This window comes from Kitasatospora sp. NPDC059973 (assembly GCF_042737525.1).
Taxonomy (GTDB): Bacteria; Actinomycetota; Actinomycetes; order Streptomycetales; family Streptomycetaceae; genus Kitasatospora.
On record NZ_JBHWUI010000175.1, the window covers coordinates 1 to 16,679 of the forward strand.

Annotated in this window: 14 protein-coding genes; 9 read left to right on the top strand and 5 right to left on the bottom strand. The window is 72.8% G+C overall.

Annotated features, from left to right (window positions below; translation table 11 throughout):
* The 5 genes from efeB to ACFWA9_RS32630 all read left to right on the top strand — a co-directional run.
* Nucleotides 1–1,190: iron uptake transporter deferrochelatase/peroxidase subunit (efeB, locus tag ACFWA9_RS32610; protein ID WP_380392035.1), on the top strand; the 1,190-nt coding region annotated here is incomplete at its 5' end.
* Between the two features lie 140 nt (nucleotides 1,191–1,330).
* The gene (gene pheA / locus ACFWA9_RS32615) at nucleotides 1,331–2,266 is read left to right on the top strand and encodes a prephenate dehydratase (RefSeq protein ID WP_329488941.1); all 936 of its coding nucleotides are present in this window, start codon (nucleotides 1,331–1,333) and stop codon (nucleotides 2,264–2,266) included.
* A gap of 639 nt (nucleotides 2,267–2,905) precedes the next feature.
* Nucleotides 2,906–4,180 carry a serine--tRNA ligase gene (gene serS, locus ACFWA9_RS32620; RefSeq protein ID WP_352297723.1) on the top strand — a complete coding sequence of 425 codons (1,275 nt, stop codon included), beginning with the start codon at nucleotides 2,906–2,908 and terminating at the stop codon, nucleotides 4,178–4,180.
* Nucleotides 4,181–4,229: 49 nt separating this feature from the next.
* Complete coding sequence (locus ACFWA9_RS32625; RefSeq protein ID WP_380392039.1) at nucleotides 4,230–5,078, top strand: HAD family hydrolase; 849 nt, start codon at nucleotides 4,230–4,232, stop codon at nucleotides 5,076–5,078.
* Nucleotides 5,079–5,256: 178 nt separating this feature from the next.
* The gene (locus tag ACFWA9_RS32630; protein WP_380392041.1) at nucleotides 5,257–7,059 is read left to right on the top strand and encodes an LCP family protein; all 1,803 of its coding nucleotides are present in this window, start codon (nucleotides 5,257–5,259) and stop codon (nucleotides 7,057–7,059) included.
* A gap of 54 nt (nucleotides 7,060–7,113) precedes the next feature.
* Here the strand turns inward: ACFWA9_RS32630 and ACFWA9_RS32635 are convergent, their stop codons facing one another.
* Nucleotides 7,114–7,881: a sporulation protein gene (locus ACFWA9_RS32635; RefSeq protein ID WP_352297729.1), complete on the bottom strand. Its 768-nt coding sequence runs from the start codon at nucleotides 7,879–7,881 to the stop codon at nucleotides 7,114–7,116.
* 165 nt (nucleotides 7,882–8,046) lie between these two features.
* Here ACFWA9_RS32635 and ACFWA9_RS32640 point away from each other — a divergent pair, with 165 nt between their 5' ends.
* Both ACFWA9_RS32640 and ACFWA9_RS32645 read left to right on the top strand, forming a co-directional pair.
* On the top strand, nucleotides 8,047–8,787 hold the full coding sequence (locus tag ACFWA9_RS32640) for a FadR/GntR family transcriptional regulator (protein WP_380392044.1): 741 nt from the start codon (nucleotides 8,047–8,049) through the stop codon (nucleotides 8,785–8,787).
* A 62-nt stretch (nucleotides 8,788–8,849) separates the two neighbouring features.
* Nucleotides 8,850–10,082, top strand: a complete 1,233-nt coding sequence (locus ACFWA9_RS32645) for a CynX/NimT family MFS transporter (protein ID WP_380392046.1) — start codon at nucleotides 8,850–8,852, stop codon at nucleotides 10,080–10,082.
* A 45-nt stretch (nucleotides 10,083–10,127) separates the two neighbouring features.
* Here the strand turns inward: ACFWA9_RS32645 and ACFWA9_RS32650 are convergent, their stop codons facing one another.
* Genes ACFWA9_RS32650 through ACFWA9_RS32665 form a run of 4 tightly spaced genes read right to left on the bottom strand, consistent with a single transcriptional unit; the run spans nucleotide 10,128 to nucleotide 13,714 of the window.
* Nucleotides 10,128–10,844 carry an ABC transporter permease gene (locus ACFWA9_RS32650; RefSeq protein WP_380392049.1) on the bottom strand — a complete coding sequence of 239 codons (717 nt, stop codon included), beginning with the start codon at nucleotides 10,842–10,844 and terminating at the stop codon, nucleotides 10,128–10,130.
* A 40-nt stretch (nucleotides 10,845–10,884) separates the two neighbouring features.
* The gene (locus tag ACFWA9_RS32655) at nucleotides 10,885–11,832 is read right to left on the bottom strand and encodes an ABC transporter ATP-binding protein (RefSeq protein WP_352297736.1); all 948 of its coding nucleotides are present in this window, start codon (nucleotides 11,830–11,832) and stop codon (nucleotides 10,885–10,887) included.
* Between the two features lie 24 nt (nucleotides 11,833–11,856).
* Nucleotides 11,857–12,759 (bottom strand): ABC transporter permease, encoded by a 903-nt coding sequence (locus ACFWA9_RS32660; protein ID WP_380392052.1) that lies wholly within the window; start codon nucleotides 12,757–12,759, stop codon nucleotides 11,857–11,859.
* Entirely contained in the window at nucleotides 12,743–13,714 is a 972-nt protein-coding gene (locus tag ACFWA9_RS32665) for an ABC transporter ATP-binding protein (protein ID WP_329488931.1), read from the bottom strand. Before ACFWA9_RS32665 ends, ACFWA9_RS32660 begins: the two co-directional genes overlap by 17 nt.
* Before the next feature lie 190 nt (nucleotides 13,715–13,904).
* On the opposite strand from ACFWA9_RS32665, the gene ACFWA9_RS32670 reads away from it, so the two are divergent.
* Together ACFWA9_RS32670 and ACFWA9_RS32675 are read left to right on the top strand one after the other, a co-directional pair.
* Nucleotides 13,905–14,333: a hypothetical protein gene (locus ACFWA9_RS32670; RefSeq protein WP_352297741.1), complete on the top strand. Its 429-nt coding sequence runs from the start codon at nucleotides 13,905–13,907 to the stop codon at nucleotides 14,331–14,333.
* 13 nt (nucleotides 14,334–14,346) lie between these two features.
* Nucleotides 14,347–16,623 carry a hypothetical protein gene (locus ACFWA9_RS32675; protein WP_380392057.1) on the top strand — a complete coding sequence of 759 codons (2,277 nt, stop codon included), beginning with the start codon at nucleotides 14,347–14,349 and terminating at the stop codon, nucleotides 16,621–16,623.
* Nucleotides 16,624–16,679 lie beyond the last annotated feature (56 nt).

The following is a 16,679-nucleotide window of genomic DNA, read 5'->3' on the forward strand; positions in this document are numbered from 1 at the left end:
TGGGCGGTGCGAGGGCGGGCGCGGCCGGGGCGGTCGCCCTGGACCGGGCGCCCGCGGCCGTACCCGCCGCCGCCGGGCCGAGCGGCGCGCTCGGCGCCGGACGGGTGCCGTTCCACGGCGAGCACCAGGCCGGCATCCTCGAACCGCAGCAGGCCCGGGTCCAGCTGGCCGCCTTCGACCTGGCCGCCGGCGTCGGCCGGGACGGGCTGCGGACGCTGCTGCGCGACTGGTCCCGGACGGCCGCGCTGCTGGCCGCCGGCGAGCCGGCCGACGCGTTCGAGAACCAGGTGGCGCTGGACGCCGGCCCCTGCTCGCTGACCGTCACCTTCGGCTTCGGCGCCACCCTGTTCGACCGGGCCGGACTGGCCGACCGCCGCCCGGCGGCGCTGGAGCCGCTGCCCGCCTTCCCGGCGGACGCGCTGGACCCGGCCCGCGGTGACGGCGACCTGTTCGTCCAGATCGGCGCCGATGACGCGCTGGTCGCCGTGCACGCCCTGCGGGTGCTCCAGCGCCGGGCGGCCGGCACCGCGGCGCTGCGCTGGCAGGCGGCCGGCTTCGCCCGGACGCCCGGCGCCACCGCGCGGCCGATGACCGGGCGCAACCTGATGGGCCAGATCGACGGCACCAACAACCCCCGGCCCGGTGAGGACGGCTTCGCCGGCAAGGTGTTCTGCGCCGCCGGTGACGAGCGGAGCGCCTGGCTGAACGGCGGCTCGTACCTGGTGTTCCGGCGGATCCGGATGCTGCTGGACTCCTGGGAGGCACTGCCGGTGGACCGCCAGGAGCGGGTGATCGGCCGCCGCAAGACGGACGGCGCGCCGCTCTCCGCGCCCGCCTCCGCCGGCGAGACCACGCCGGTGGACCTCACGGCGCAGACGGCGGACGGCACCCTGGCCGTCCCCGCCGACGCGCACATCCGGGTCGCCGCACCGGCCGCCAACGGCGGGGCGGCGATGCTGCGGCGGGGCTTCTCCTACCACGACGGCCTGCTGGCCGACGGCTCGCCGGACGCCGGGCTGCTCTTCCTCGCGTTCCAGGCCGACCCGGGCCGGGGCTTCACCCCGGTGCAGCGCAAGCTCTCCCGGGGCGACGGCCTCTCCCGCTTCCTGCGGCACGAGGCGAGCGGGCTGTACGCCGTGCCGCCCGGCGCGCCGGAGGGCGGCTACGTGGGGCAGACGCTGCTGGAGTAGCGGCCGGCCGGGGGCCGGGGCACCTCCCCGCGCCCGGGCCGGCCGCCCGCCCGGGATTCCCACGGACCGGAACGCGGCGGTGGGAGGCGGGCGAAGTGACTAAGGTGATCTGCTCGGTAACCCTTTCGCATGGAGGCGGCATGTCGGCCACCCGCTACACCTACCTCGGCCCGGCGGGCACCTTCACGGAGGCGGCCCTGCGCACCTTGCCGGAGGCGGCGACCCGGGAGCTGGTGCCGCTGGCCTCGGTGCCGCTGGTGCTGGACGCGGTGCGCGCGGGCGAGGCCTCGGGCGCGTTCGTGCCGATCGAGAACTCCGTCGAGGGCGCCGTCACCGCGACCAACGACGAACTGGCCGCCGGCACCCCGCTGATGATCTACCGGGAGGTGCTGCTGCCGATCTCCTTCGCGCTGCTGGTGCGGCCCGGCACCGAACTGGGCGACATCAAGACCGTCACCAGCCACCCCGTCGCCCAGCCGCAGGTGCGCCGCTGGCTGGCCGCCAACCTGCCGGACGCCCGCTGGGAGTCCTCGGCCTCCAACGCCGACGGCGCCCGGCTGGTCGCCGAGGAGCGGTTCGACGGCGCCTTCGCGGGCGAGTTCGCGGCGCCGATCTACGGCCTGGACCCGCTGGTCAAGGACATCGCCGACGCGCAGAACGCGACCACCCGCTTCATCCTGGTGGGCCGGCCGGGTCGGGTCTCCTCGCCGACCGGGGCGGACAAGACCTCGATGGTGGTCTGGCTGCCGGACGACCACCCGGGCGCGCTGCTGGAGCTGCTCCAGGAGTTCGCGGTGCGCGGGGTCAACCTGATGCGGATCGAGTCCCGCCCGACCGGTGAGGGGCTCGGCAGCTACTGCTTCCTGATCGACTGCGAGGGCCACCTCGCCGACCGCCGGGTGAGCGAGGCGCTGATGGGCCTCAAGCGGATCTGCCCGCAGGTGCGCTTCCTCGGCTCCTATCCGCGCGCCGACCGGCAGGTCACCAAGCACCGGCGGCCGGGCACCTCGGACGCCGACTTCGGCGCGGCGGCCGACTGGCTCTCCCGCTGCCTCGACGGGCGCGGCGACATCTGAGGCGCGCGGGGCCGCGGGGGCCGCCGCGGGGGCGAAGGGGGCGACCGGGGTACCCGGCTCCGGGTGTCCCGGGCCTGCGGGGCGGCGCGGCCGGCTGCGGCATCCGGGTGACCCCGGCCGCCCGGACATTTGATCGCCGTCTTTCGTTTTCCTGTTCTTTCTTGACTGTTTTCGACTGAACTCAGCCCCCAGGGCGGGTGACCGCACCCGTCGTCCACAGGCTCCGCAGCGGCGGAACCGGCTGTCCACAGGCCCGGCGGCTGTCCACAGCCGAAAGTTATCCACAGACCTGGGGACGAGTCGACAAACCGGTATAGCCATCGGCCGTTTCGGTCGGAACACCGGTTAGCGGCGCAGAGATGACTAATCGGACCAGAGTCACCCGTGTGCCAGCAAATCACCCGTCTGAGTGCTTCAATTCCCTCACCCGGGAAGGTCAAATGAGGTTTGAAACCTCAATTCCTAGGTTGCGGCCTCTCTCCCCACCCGGCTCCCGGCCATCCACAGCCCACCCGACCCGCCTGTGGATAACTCACCCCCCGGCGCTTGCCCACAGGAGTTATCCACAGGATGGGGTGAGTTATCCCCAGGGGAAATCCGCTACCGGTGGACGGGCCCCCGCCCGGTAGGCTTGGCCCCGTGATTGACCTTCGCCTGCTCCGTGAGGACCCTGACCGAGTGCGCGCCTCGCAGCGCGTCCGTGGCGAGGACGTCGACCTGGTCGACGCCCTCCTCTCCGCCGACGAACGGCGGCGGTCCTCGGGCAGTCGCTTCGACGAGCTCCGCAACGAGCAGAAGACGCTCGGCAAGCAGGTCGCCAAGGCCCAGGGCGAGGAGAAGACCGCCCTGCTGCAGCGCACCAAGGCGCTCGCCGAGGAGGTCAAGGCCGCCGACGCCGAACAGGGCGTGGCCAAGGAGGAGGCCGAGCGCCTGCTCCGCTCGCTGGCGAACCTCATCGACCCGGCCGCCCCGGTCGGCGGCGAGGAGGACTTCGTCACGCTGGAGGAGATCGGCACTCCGCGCGACTTCGCCGCCGAGGGCTTCGAGCCCCGTGACCACGTCGAGCTGGGGCAGATCCTCGGCGCGATCGACACCGAGCGCGGCGCCAAGGTCGCCGGCGCTCGGTCCTACTACCTGACCGGTGTCGGCGCGCTGCTGGAGCTCGCCCTGGTCAACATGGCGATCACCCAGGCCACCGCGGCCGGCTTCACCCCGATGATCACCCCGGCCCTGGTCCGCCCGGCCGCCATGGACGGCACCGGCTTCCTCGGCCAGGCCGCCGAGAACGTGTACTTCCTCGAAGAGGAGGAGCGCTACCTCGTCGGCACCAGCGAGGTCCCGCTCGCGGCGTACCACATGGACGAGATCATCGACGCGGACAAGCTGCCGCTGCGCTACGCCGGCTACTCGTCCTGCTTCCGCCGCGAGGCCGGCACCTACGGCAAGGACACCCGCGGCATCATCCGCGTCCACCAGTTCGAGAAGGTGGAGATGTTCGTCTTCACCACGCCCGAGGACGCCGAGCAGGAGCACCGCCGGCTGCTGCAGTGGGAGAAGGACTTCCTGAACGCCCTGGAGCTGCCCTACCGGGTGATCGACGTCGCCTCCGGCGACCTCGGCTCCTCGGCCGCGCGCAAGTTCGACATCGAGGCGTGGATCCCGACCCAGGGCAAGTACCGCGAGGTCACCTCGACCTCCAACACGACCGAGTACCAGTCGCGCCGGCTCTCCATCCGGATGCGCGAGGAGGGCAAGGTGCGCCCGCTGGCCACGCTGAACGGCACCCTGGTCGCCGTTCCGCGCACCATCGTGGCGATCCTGGAGAACCACCAGCAGGCCGACGGCTCGGTGGTGGTCCCGGAGGCGCTGCGGCCGTTCATCGGCGGGCGTTCCGTCCTGCCCCCGGTCAAGTAACGCCCACCGCACCACCGCCCGAATGCAACTCCCGGGAGACGCACGGCCCATGAGCAGTACCAGCCCCAGCCCCGTCTCCCCCGGCACCGGTGGCGACCTGCCCTTCCGGCTGGTCGCCACCGACCTCGACGGCACCCTGCTCACCAGCCAGGAGACCGTCTCCGCGCGCACCCGCACCGCGCTGGCCGCCGCCACCGGCGCCGGAGCGGTGCACATCGTCGTCACCGGCCGCTCGGCCGCCTGGGCCCGGCCGGTCTTCGACGAGATCGGCTACCGGGGCATAGCGGTCTGCGGCCAGGGCGCGCAGGTCTACGACGCGGGGGCGCACAAGCTGCTCACCTCGCTCACCCTGGACCGCAGGCTGGCCGCGCTGGCGATCGCCAAGATAGAGGCGGAGACCGGCCCGCTCGCCGTCGCCGCCAACCAGGACGGCCTGGAGGGCGACGTCCTGGCCGGTCCCGGCTACGAACTCCTGATCGGCTCCGACCTGCCGGTGGTCCGGGTCGACAAGGGCGAGCTGCTCGCCGCCCCGCTCAGCAAGCTCTACATCCAGTGCCGCGGGCTCACCGACGACGCGCTCGCCGAGACCGCCCGCCGGGTCGCCGGCGACCTGGTCGGCGTGGTGATGTCGGGCGCCGGCATCGTCGAACTGCTCCCGCTGGGCCTCTCCAAGGCCACCGGCCTGGCCGTCGCCGCCCGCCGCCTGGGCCTGCGGGCCGCCGACACCATCGCCTTCGGCGACATGCCCAATGACGTGCCGATGTTCGGCTGGGCCGCACACGGCGTCGCGATGGCCAACGCGCACCCGGAGCTGCTGGCGGTCGCCGACGAGGTCACCGTCGGCAACGACGAGGACGGCGTCGCCGTCGTCCTGGAGCGGCTCTACCCGCGGCACTGAGCACCGGACGGGCCGCCCGACGGCACCCGGATGCTGACCGTGAAAGAAAGAGTTTGTATGCTCCGCTGAAGCTCCGCGTCTCCCGGTGCGGTGCTCCTGTGCGGTTGTCCCGGCCCACCCGGGCCGTGCCCGCCGGACACGTACAGGATTGCTGCTTCCGCCGCTGAGAGGTACGCGCATGTCAGGCCAGTGGGACGAGAGCACGTCGGGGGCGGAAGGCCGGCGGCGCGCCGCGAACGGCCCCCGCGGCACCGGCGCCGCACGCGCGGCCGGCACCCCGCGGACCGGCGGTTCACGCGGCGGCGCTGGCACCGACGGCCCGGCGGACGACGCCCGGGTGCCCGCGCCCCGGCCCGGCGGCCGGGCGGAGGCCCGGCGGGCCGCCCAGGGCAAGGGCGGCGGCCGCGGCAAGGGCGACGGCGGGCGGTCCGAGGACGGGAAGGCCGACGGCACCGCGACGGGCGGCCGCGCGGCCGCGCGCAACAGCCGCAAGCCGAAACGGAACACCAAGAAGATCGTGGCCTGGTCGGTGGCCGGCGTCCTGGTGGCGCTGGCGGGCACCGGCGGCGCGATCTACTACAAGCTGAACGGCAACATCAAGTCCTTCGACGCGGACGCGATCGCCACCGACCGACCGCCCGAGGCGGTCGCCGACGCCAACGGCAACAAGCCCGTCAACATCCTGCTGATCGGCTCCGACTCGCGGGCCGGCAAGAACAGCGACCTCGGCGGCGGCAACGAGGACGGTGCCCGCTCGGACACCACGATCCTGTTGCACGTCTACGCGGACCACAAGCACGCGGTGGGCATCTCGATCCCGCGCGACGCGCTGGTGACCATCCCGGCCTGCAAGCTGCCGAACGGCAAGTGGACCAAGGAGTCGCCGGGGCAGATGTTCAACTCGGCGTTCTCGGTGGGCAACAGCGAGGCCGGCAACCCGGCCTGCACCCAGAACACCGTGGAGAAGCTCACCGGCATCCGGGTCGACCACACCATCGAGGTGAACTTCGAGGGCTTCGCGGCGATGACCGAGGCCGTCGGCGGCGTCGACGTCTGCCTGCCGAACGACATCTACGAGGGGCACCTCAACCCCAACCTGGGCAAGAAGGGCAAGGTCGTCCTGCCCAAGGGGAAGCAGAAGCTCTCCGGCCAGAAGGCGCTGGACTACGTCCGGCTGCGGCACGGCATCGGCGACGAGTCCGACGTCGGCCGGATGAAGCGCCAGCAGGCCTTCCTGTCCTCGCTGATGGCCAAGGTCAAGGGCGAGGGCCTGAACCCGACCACGCTGCTGCCGCTGGCCGACGCGGCCACCAAGTCGATGACGGTCGACCCCGGGCTGGACTCGGCCAAGAAGCTGATGGACTTCGCGCTGTCGATGAAGAACATCGACCTGCACGACGTCAAGTTCCTGACCACGCCGTGGCGCTACAACGGCCCCCGGATCGACCTGGTCCACCCCGCCGTCGACAACCTCTGGAAGACCCTCCAGGCCGACCGCACCATCGACGGCGAGGACGCCACCGGCAAGCAGGAGGACGCGCCGCAGACCCCGGCCCCCGCCGAGACCACGCCGGCCGCGCCCTCGCCGACCGCGGTGGACGGCCCGCCGGTGAAGGTCGCGGTCTACAACGGCACCACCGTCACCGGGCTGGCCGCCAAGGCGGCCGAGACGCTCAAGACCAACAAGGTCACCGTCACCGGCACCACCACCGCCAAGAACACCAACAAGGCGACCACCACGGTGGAGTACGGCTCCGGGCAGAAGGCCAACGCGGAGCGGATCGCGGCGATGTTCCCGGGCGCCCAGCTGACGCCCACCTCGGCGGCCGGCATCAGCCTCGTCCTCGGCAAGGACTACGCCGCGGCCAACCCGGCCGCGACCGGCGCCACGCCCAACGTGCCGGCCCCGCTGCCCACCGAGGTGGTCAACGAGGCCCGCTCGGCCGACGACGACATCTGCAGCAACGTCTCCTACGGCTAGCCGCCGCGGACCCGCCGCCGGCCCCCGGACGCCCCGGGGCCGGCGGCGCGGCCGTCAGAGCGCGGCCCGGATCCAGCCGTCGACCAGCGCGGTGAGGTCCTGGTCGGCCTGGCCGTGCTCGACCACGTGGGTGCGGATGACGTCGCCGCCGCCGTGGCCGAAGAGGCCGCCGCGCTTGTCCGCCTCCAGCACCACCTCGACCCGCTGCGCGGTGGTGACGAAGCTGACCTCCAGCGAGTTGCAGGCGTGCGCGTACTGCGGCGCGGCGGAGAACTCGATCTCCTGGTAGAACGGCAGCGTCTGGCCGGTGCCCCGGATGTGGCCGGCCTCCAGGTCGGCCGAGCGGAACCGGAAGCCGAGCTGCAGCAGCGAGTCCAGGATCCGGCGCTGCACCGCCAGCGGCTCGATCTCCAGCGGGTCGGAGTCGCCCTTGTCGAGCGCGCCCGCGATGTCGACCTCCGTCCGCACGCCGAGCTGCATGCCGTGCAGGTGCTGCCCGGCGACGACGGTGACCGGGGCCTCGAAGGGCACCTGGACGGCGAACGGGATCGACCGGTTCTCGCCGGGCGCCAGCACCAGCGGCGCGGTGACGGAGAACCGCGCGAACGGGTAGAGGCCGGTGCTCTCCCCCTCCTCGTGCTCGATCTCCACCCGGGCGACCAGGGTCAGCGTGATCCCCCGGATGTCCGCCTCGACCGTCCCGCCGGTCAGCTCGACCGTTCCGTGCAGGGTGCCGCCGGGCTGCACGACCGGCGTGGTCAGGACGGTGTCGACGCCGGGACCGCCGACGCCCAGGGCACCGAGCAGCTTCTTGAACACCATGGGGGCGCTCTCCTCGAAATAGGGGTGGACCGAAGTCGTCGGGAGGAACGCCAGGACGGCCCGGACGGTTCCCCCGCGCAGGTGCGAGCCAGTTGTAGGATGACCGGGCAAGCGGTTGTAGGATGACCGATGACCGCAGATCGACGCGCAGAGGGGAGCTCCGCCATGACCGCATCCGGCCACGGCGAGGACACCTTGCAGGCCGCCGGCCGGCGCTCCCTGGTGGACACCGCCATCGACCAGCTGCGCGAGCAGCTCGCCGCCGGCAGCTGGCCGGTCGGCTCGCGGATCCCCACCGAGCACGAGCTGGCCGAGCGGCTGCAGGTCGGACGGAACACCGTGCGGGAGGCGATCCGGGTGCTGGTGCACGCCGGGATGCTGGCCACCCGGCAGGGCGAGGGCACCTTCGTGCGCAGCACCAGCGACCCGGCCTCCGTCCTGCGGGGCGTGCAGCGCTCCGGCGTCCGGGACGTCCTGGAGGTCCGGGCGGCGCTGGAGGCCGAGGGCGCCCGGCTGGCGGCGCTGCGGCACACGCCCGAGGACATCGTCCGGATGCGGGCCGCGCTGGCCCGCGAGGCGGAGGTGATCGCGGCGCACCCGGAGCGGGCCGGCCGCGAGGCCACCGTCGAGCACGACCTGGAGTTCCACACCGCCGTGGTCGAGGCCGCGCACAACCCCGCGCTGACCGAGGTGTACCGCTACTTCGGCGCCTCGGTGCGGGAGTCGATGCGGACGGCCTTCGGGGACCACGAGATGCCCGAGGTGGTCGTGGCCACCCACGCGGCGCTGGTGGACGCGATCGAGAGCGGTGACCCGGACCGCGCCGAGGCCGCGTGTCGGACGCTGCTCGCCGAGCCCACCGCGGCCGTCGAGCAGCTCCTCGCCGCCATCGCGGCCCGGAAGTAGGCGGCACCCGCCGCCGCCCTCCCGCGTCCGTCCCCCGTTTCCACGAAAGAGCAGCACGTCCCATGGCCGTCACCCGTGCCCAGCAGCCGGTCCTCGTTCCCGCCCCGCTCCCCGTCCGCACCCGGCTGGCCCACCCCGCCCTGCTGCTGACCGGCATCGTGCTGGTCGCCCTCAACATGCGGGCCTGCCTGGCGGCGATCTCGCCGATGGTCGGCGAGATCCAGCACACCTTCGGACTCTCCGCGACGGCGAGCGGTCTGATCACCACCGTCCCGGTGCTCTTCCAGGGCGCCGGCGCCCCGCTCACCCCCCGGCTGACCAGGCGGTTCGGCACCGAGCGGGTGGTGCTGGGCGCGGTGCTGGTGCTCGGCGGGGGCGTGCTGCTGCGGGTGCTGCCCTCGGTGGCCGCGCTGTACGCCGGCTGCGTGGTGATCGGGATCGCGATCGCGGTGCTGAACGTCTCGATGCCGGGCCTGGTCAAGCGCGAGTTCCCGGGCCGGGCGGCGACCATGACCGGCGTCTACTCGACCACCATGCTGGTCGGCGCCACCCTCGCGGCGGGCACCTCGGTGCCCCTGGAGCACGCCCTCGGCGGCGGCTGGCGGGCCTCGCTGGGCGCCTGGTCGCTGCTGGCCCTGATCGCCGCCGTCGCCTGGCTGCCGCAGGTGCTGCGCTCGCGCCAGGAGAAGGCGGCGGTGGCGGCGGCTCCCGCCGGCCGGCCGATCGAGGGGGTCTGGCGCTCGCCGCTGGCCTGGCAGATCAGCCTCTTCATGGGCATCTCGTCGCTGCTGGTCTACACCCTGGTGGCCTGGATGCCGACCATCCTGGCCGACCACGGGATGGACCGGAGCGAGGCCGGTCTGGTCTTCGCCTTCTCCAACCTGGTCCAGGTGGCCGGGGCCTTCCTGGTGCCGCTGATGGCCGGCCGGATGACCCGGCAGCGGACGCTGGCCGTGGTGATGGCCGTGCTGAACGCGGTCGGCATCACGATCCTGCTGGTCTCGCCGGTGCCCGGGGCCTGGGTGTCGGCCACCATCCTGGGCATCGCCCAGGGCGGCTCGCTCGGCCTCGCGCTCGCCTTCATCGTGCTGCGCACCGACAGCGCGGCCGGTGCCGCCCAGCTGGGCGGCATGTCGCAGGCGGTCGGCTACCTGGTGGCCGCGGCCGGACCGGTCGGCGCCGGGGCCCTGCACCAGCTGACCGGCGGCTGGAACGTCCCGCTGCTGCTGATGCTGGTGCTGGCGGCGGTCGCCGCCGTGGCCGGCTGGGGCGCGGGCCGCGACCGGACGCTCTGACGCCCGGTGCCGGCCGCGGGCCCGCCCCGCGGCCGGCCGGGCCGGCTACTCCTCGGCGGCCAGGGTCAGGCCGGCCAGCTTCACCGAGGCGAGCAGCGTCGCCGCCACGGTGAGGACCAGCAGCAGCGGGACGGCCACCCCGAGCGCGACGTCCGCGGTGATCGCGCCCTCGCCGGCCACCGCCTCGGCCACCGACAGCCCCCACTGCTGGACGCTGAGCGTCCTGGCGCCCTTCACGAAGTTGCCAATCAGGGACTCCCAGATCAGCGCGTAGACCAGCCCGGCCACCACGGCGTGCCGGGTGACGACGCCGAGCAGCAGGAACAGCGCGCTGTACGCGGCACCGGCCACCAGCGCGGCGACGGTGTAGCCGAGCGCCAGGCCGTCCTCGGTGCCGTACAGCAGCAGGCCGGCCAGCAGGATCGGGACCGCCGAGAACACCCAGGTGGTGCCGACCGCCACCGCCAGCTTGGTGGTGATGATCTTCCAGCGGGGCAGCGGCTTGGCCAGCAGGTAGACGATCGAGCCGTCGTCGATCTCGGTGGCGATGGCGCCGGTGCCGACGACCAGGCCGAGGATCGGCAGCAGCGTGCCGAGGCCCAGCTGCCCGAGGATCTTGACGGTCAGGTCGTGCTTGTCCCCGCTGGAGCCGCTGGCGATCGCCGAGACGAGCAGCAGCAGGGCGGGGACCACCAGCAGCAGGATGCCGCGGCGGCGGCCCAGCAGGCCGCGCAGCGTCAGCCTGGCGACGGTCGGGTTCATGGTGGGTCGGCCTTCCTGGGGTCCGGTTCCGGGGGTGGGGCTACGCGGAGACGAGGTAGGAGAAGACGCTCTCCAGCGACTCGTCGGCCGGGGCGACGGTGTACAGCCGGACGCCGGCCTGCTGGGCGACCTTGGGCAGCAGGGTGGTGAAGCCCTGGAAGTTGACCGCCTGGATCCGCAGCCCGCCCGCCTCGCCCGCCGCCGCCCTGGCGTCCGGGCCCGGCACGTCCAGCTCGATGCCGGCCGTCGACGGGTCCGCGATCAGCGCGGCGGCCAGCCGGCGGTCGTCGCTGGAGCGGACCAGGTAGCGGTGCGGCCGGTCGGTCATCAGCCGGCGGATCCGGCGGAAGTCCCCGGAGGCGGCGTGCCGGCCGGCCACCACGACCTCGATGTGCCGGGCCAGCTGCTCGACCTCCTCCAGGATGTGCGAGGAGAAGAGCACCGTGCGGCCGTCGGCGCCGAACCGGCGCAGCAGCTCCATCAGCTGCAGCCGCTGGCGCGGGTCCATGCCGTTGAACGGCTCGTCGAGCAGCAGCACGGCGGGGTCGTGGACCAGCGCCGAGGCCATCTTGACGCGCTGCTTCATGCCCTTGGAGTACGTCCCGGTCTTCCGGTCCTGGGCGTACTCCATCTCCACCAGGGACAGCGCCCGCCGGGCCGCCGCGGCCGGGTCGGCGAGGCCGTGCAGCTCGGCGTTGGCCAGCACGAACTCCCAACCGGTCAGGTAGTCGTACATCGACTCCCGCTCGGGGACCAGCCCGATCTGCCGGTACACCTGCTGGTTGCGCCAGATCGGCGCGCCGTCCAGGGTGACCGCTCCGGTGGAGGGGGCGAGGAAGCCGCTCATCATGTGGATGAGGGTCGACTTGCCCGCGCCGTTGGGCCCCAGCAGGCCGGTGACGCCGGGACCGATCGCCATGCTGACGTCGTTGACGGCGACCACGTTGCCGAACCAGCGGGAGACCTTGTCGATGGTGATGGTGGCCATGACGCCCTCTCAGATCCTGCGTTGTCAGATGTTGCGGTAGCGGCGCAGCAGCAGCGCGTACGAGCCGGCCACCATCGCGGCGGCGGTGGCGGCGAAGACCACCACGCCGAGGGCGCCGGGCGCGTGCAGCCGGTCCGGCCCGCTGCCGAGGTCGAAGAGCTGGTTCACCAGGCTCTCCACCAGCTCGTTCGGCGCGAGCAGGGCCGTCCACTGCGCGGAGTCCGGCAGGCCGGCCCGGCCTTCCGAGCTGATGCCGCTGACGACGCCGACCACGGCGGTGCTGATCGCCAGGTAGCCCATGATCGCGGCCACGCCGAAGCCGCGGCGCGGCGTGGTGGCGGCGATCACCAGCGCGACCGAGGTGGGCACCAGGGCGTACAGCACTGCGGTGACCAGGCCGTAGAGGACGTGCGCGGTGTTGTGCCCGAAGTCCAGCCCGCCGAGCAGCGCGCCGACGTAGAGCACCAGCAGCGGGGCCGTCATCAGCAGCAGCTGGGCGCAGGCCATCGCGGCGTACTTGGCCCGGACGTAGTCGGCCCGGGTGATCGGGCGGGAGAAGTACAGCGGGACGGTGTGGTGGCGGAGGTCCCGGGAGAGCAGCACGGGCGTCTGCGAGGCCAGGAAGATCGAGACCAGCAGGCCCACGATCCCCAGGTACTCCGGGTAGTCGACCGGCAGTTCGTCCTGGCGCTGGACGAGGGCGAGCGCCACCATGATCGCGGCCGGCGCGGTGACCAGACCGAGCAGCAGCATCGGCAGCACCTTGGACCGGCCCGAGCGCCCGAGGCCGTACGCGGCGCGCAGGCTCTGGGTGAACAGCGAACGGGTGGCGTAGGCCCGGCCGAGCCGGGGGCCGGCGTAGCCGCGGTACCCGATGTCGTGGATGACACCGGTGTCGAGCGACCTGGCCTCAGAGGGCAGTGCCATCTGCGGGACCTCCCTTGCTCTGCTGACCGCTGGTCTCCGTGAACAGCTCGGCGACCCGGTGGCGGCGCTGCTCCAGCCGGACCAGCCCGAGGCCGAGGTCCGCGACCGCGTCGCGGATGGTGTCGTAGGTGTCGTCGCCGGCCAGGCGCACCAGCAGGAGCCGCGCGCCCTCCGGCTCTACCGCGAGCCCGGCGGCGGTCAGCCGCTCGCGCACGGCGGCGCTCGCGTCGCGGGTGTGGTCGTCGGGGAAGTCCGTCACCTCGACCGCGAGGGTGGCCGTCACTCCGGTGAACGACGCGGTCGACGAGGAGCGCAGCAGCTTGCCCCCGTCGATGATGACCAGGTGGTCGCAGGTCCGCTCCAGCTCGCCGAGCAGGTGGGTGGTGACCAGCACCGAGATGCCGAAGTCGGTGTGCACCCGGCGGATCAGCGCCAGCATGTCGTCCCGGCCGACCGGGTCCAGCCCGTTGGTGGGCTCGTCCAGCAGCACCAGCTTCGGGTCGTGGACCAGCGCCTGGGCCAGCTTGACCCGCTGCTTCATGCCCGTCGAGTACCCGCCCATCGGCCGGTACCGCTCCTCGTACAGCCCGACGTGCCGCAGCGTGTCGGCCGTCCGCTCGCGGGCGGCGGCGGCCGGCAGCCCGGCCATCCGCGCCATGTGCACCACGAACTCCGTCGCCGAGACGTCCGGCGGCAGGCAGTCGTGCTCGGGCATGTAGCCGACCTGCTCACGGATCTGCCAGCCCTGGGTGGCGATGTCGAGGCCGAGGACCCGCCCCGTACCGGAGGTCGCCGGGGCCAGCCCGAGCAGGATCTTGATGAGTGTGGACTTGCCCGCGCCATTCGCCCCCACCAGGCCGACCACCCCGGGCTCCACCTCTACGGTGAGCTGATCGAGGGCGGTGACCCGGGGGAACCTCTTGGTGAGGCCGTCCGTCTTGATGACAGTGGACACGTCCCTCACCGTAGTGCGGCCGGACCGTCCGGGCCATGAGCTCGAATGACGACGCCCCGTGCTGCTGCGGTATGACATCCGCCCGATGATCCCCTAGGGGTTCCGGCCCGCCACCGCCCTTGTATTCTTTGCGAATTCCTAACACGGGGGCCGCCGGGGAGAGTGCCCGGCAGGGAGGGACGAGAGCACCATGTCGGATCGCGCGACCGCATTTGACCGGATGATGAACCCCTGGGCGTACGACGCCGACGGGAACCTGACCACCGCGGCCAGGCAGCAGGAGGGTGCCCGCACCCGGATCAACTCGGCGAACGCCCCCGGCGACGGCGGCACCGTCGGGGTCGACCCCGCGGCGCTGGACTCCGCCGCCAACTCGTCGGACCAGATCCACGGCCGGCTCAACGGGGACGGCCGGGCCGCCGACGACGAGACCACCCAGGTGGCCACCTCGCTGGCCAACTGGAGCACCGGCAAGGCGGCCGCGCAGACCGCCGCCACCTGGGACCAGCAGATCGCCGCCCTGAACAGCACCATCGGCGAGCTCACCCAGGCCCTGCGGGACAGCGCCACGAACTACCGGAACAACGAAACCGCCGTCAAGCACGACATGAAGGGCTGAGGGGGCGGACGACATGGTCGACTTCCACGAACTGAGCACCGCCAAGCTGGACGTCCTCGGCACCGCCGCCACCGCCTGGGAGGACGTCGCCAAGAAGCTGAAGGCGATGGACGAGGACTGGGACAACACGGTCATCGCCAAGGTCAACTCCGCCAACTGGAGCGGCCCCACCGCCGACCAGGCCCGGCCCAAGCTCCAGCGGGCCAACGAGCAGCTGACCGCCGCCGTCACCGAGGCCACCGCGATCGGCTCGATCCTCAAGGACGCGGGGAACGACTTCCAGGCGGCCAAGGCCAAGCTGGACAAGGCCGTCGCGGACGCCCGCGGCGCCGGACTGACCGTCACCGACGACGGCACCGTGAGCTGGCCGCCGGCCGACAACGCCACCCGGCACGACCCGGACGCCAGCCGCGCCTACAACGACGAGAACCGCACCAAGGCCGAAGCGGCCCGCAAGGCGATCGACGCGGCCGTCCAGGAGGCCACCGCCGCCGACGAGCGCGCCGCCTGGGCGCTGCGCTCGGACGCCTCCGCCGACGAGGTGAAGTCCTTCAACGCCAAGGCCGTCGGCGGCGGACCGGAGGCGGACGGCATCCGGGCCGCCCAGCTCGCCGGCAAGGGCGGGAAGATCTCGGACACCGAACTCACCGAGCTCAACTCGCTGCTGGCCGCCAACGCGAACGACCCGAAGTTCTCCACCCGCTTCTACCAGGACCTCGGCCCGAAGGGGACGCTGCAGGCCTGGAACAGCATGGTCGGCGACGAGCAGCAGTTCAACGGCGCCAGCGACGCCCGGTGGAAGCAGTACCAGGAGCTGCAGAAGAACCTCGGCCTCAACCTGGCCACCGCCACCCGCACCACCAACGAGCCCCACCTGTCCGACCAGTGGGCCGCCGACCTGCGCAAGGCCGGCTCCGAGACGATGTGGGACAAGCCGTACCGCCAGAGCGGCCTGGACTACTCGCCCTACGGCTACCAGGTGCTCTCCGGCATCCTGCGGACCGGCGACTACGACCCGCACTTCCTCAACCCGATCGCCGAGCACATCACCCAGCTGGACACCGACGACAAGTACTGGCCGGCCCCGGTGATGGGCCCGCGCAGCGACCGGCGCGGCTACAACCTCCTCGGCCAGGAGGGCGGTTCGGGCTGGGAGCCGACCACCGCCGTACTGGAGGCGCTCGGCCACAGCCCGGAGGCGGCCACCAAGTTCTTCCACGACCAGCCGACCGCGTACAACACCGACGGCTCGGTCAACCCGAACGGCAAGGTCAAGCCCTCGGACTACCTGACGTACTTCACGCACGACAAGGAGTACACGCCGGACACCGTCTCGCAGAAGAACGAACTGCGTCAGCAGGGCATGCGCAGCGGTCCGGACGCCCTCGGCCACGCCCTGGAGGCGGCCACCACCGGCCGACCGTACGACGACCACTCGGGGGTCGCGCCCAAGCACACCGCCGACCAGGCCGAGGTCATGAACCGGGTCGTGCAGACCTTCGGCACCCACGGCAACGGCGGCGTGCTCGACGACCTCAAGGGCGAGGACGCCAAGTTCGCGCCGCTGCGGGACAGCCTCGGGCACATGACCGCCGACTACATGGGCGACACTCAGCGCGCGCTCTCCCCGCACAAGGACGACCTGCCGGTCAACGGCGCCCCGGCCGGGCTCAAGGAGGCGCCGGTCCGCGGCCTGCTCGACGCGCTCGGCCGCGACCCGGACGCGTACGGCGCCGTGGTCAACGCCAACCAGGCGTACTCGACCGCGGTGGTGCGCGGCCACATCGACAGCGGGCAGACCGACTTCGCCCGGCTGGAGTCGGAGATCGACTCCACCTCCCGGGCCGGCGGCGTCATCAGCGGTATCCTCAACGAGGCCCGGATCGACGAGGTCCACCAGGAGCACGCGTCCTCCGACAAGGAGTACAACGAGGCCCTGGAGAAGAACGCCGGGTACGCGCAGACGGCGTTCAGCACCACGATCGGCCTGGCCACCGAGCGGGTCCCGCTGGCGGGCGAGGCGGCCGACTTCCTCGTCGAGCAGATCACCGACAGCGTGGTGAAGGCCAACGAGCGCGACACCACCGAGGACGGCAACCAGGAGGGTCGCGACTTCGTCGCCGAGGGGCGCGAGGGCGCGGCGGTCGGGGCGAAGCAGGCCGTCATCGACGCCGCCAACGGCACCAAGCTCAGCCCCGAGGACGTCCAGCGGCTGGCCGACAGCGCCGGGGACCGGGCCCTCGACGGCTACACCGACGGCTCCTCCGGCAGCCAGAGCTCCGGCGGCTGAGGGCCGCCCCGCGCCGCGGCAGACGCCGCCGCGGCGCGGGGTGACCGGTGGGCGGC

Excerpts from the sequence above, each read along its gene's own strand:
- pheA (WP_329488941.1), top strand. The coding sequence starts at position 1,331 with ATGTCGGCCACCCGCTACACCTACCTCGGCCCGGCGGGCACCTTCACG.
- ACFWA9_RS32625 (WP_380392039.1), top strand. The coding sequence starts at position 4,230 with ATGAGCAGTACCAGCCCCAGCCCCGTCTCCCCCGGCACCGGTGGCGAC.
- ACFWA9_RS32630 (WP_380392041.1), top strand. The coding sequence starts at position 5,257 with ATGTCAGGCCAGTGGGACGAGAGCACGTCGGGGGCGGAAGGCCGGCGG.
- ACFWA9_RS32635 (WP_352297729.1), bottom strand. The coding sequence starts at position 7,881 with ATGGTGTTCAAGAAGCTGCTCGGTGCCCTGGGCGTCGGCGGTCCCGGC.
- ACFWA9_RS32640 (WP_380392044.1), top strand. The coding sequence starts at position 8,047 with ATGACCGCATCCGGCCACGGCGAGGACACCTTGCAGGCCGCCGGCCGG.
- ACFWA9_RS32645 (WP_380392046.1), top strand. The coding sequence starts at position 8,850 with ATGGCCGTCACCCGTGCCCAGCAGCCGGTCCTCGTTCCCGCCCCGCTC.
- ACFWA9_RS32650 (WP_380392049.1), bottom strand. The coding sequence starts at position 10,844 with ATGAACCCGACCGTCGCCAGGCTGACGCTGCGCGGCCTGCTGGGCCGC.
- ACFWA9_RS32655 (WP_352297736.1), bottom strand. The coding sequence starts at position 11,832 with ATGGCCACCATCACCATCGACAAGGTCTCCCGCTGGTTCGGCAACGTG.
- ACFWA9_RS32660 (WP_380392052.1), bottom strand. The coding sequence starts at position 12,759 with ATGGCACTGCCCTCTGAGGCCAGGTCGCTCGACACCGGTGTCATCCAC.
- ACFWA9_RS32670 (WP_352297741.1), top strand. The coding sequence starts at position 13,905 with ATGTCGGATCGCGCGACCGCATTTGACCGGATGATGAACCCCTGGGCG.
- ACFWA9_RS32675 (WP_380392057.1), top strand. The coding sequence starts at position 14,347 with ATGGTCGACTTCCACGAACTGAGCACCGCCAAGCTGGACGTCCTCGGC.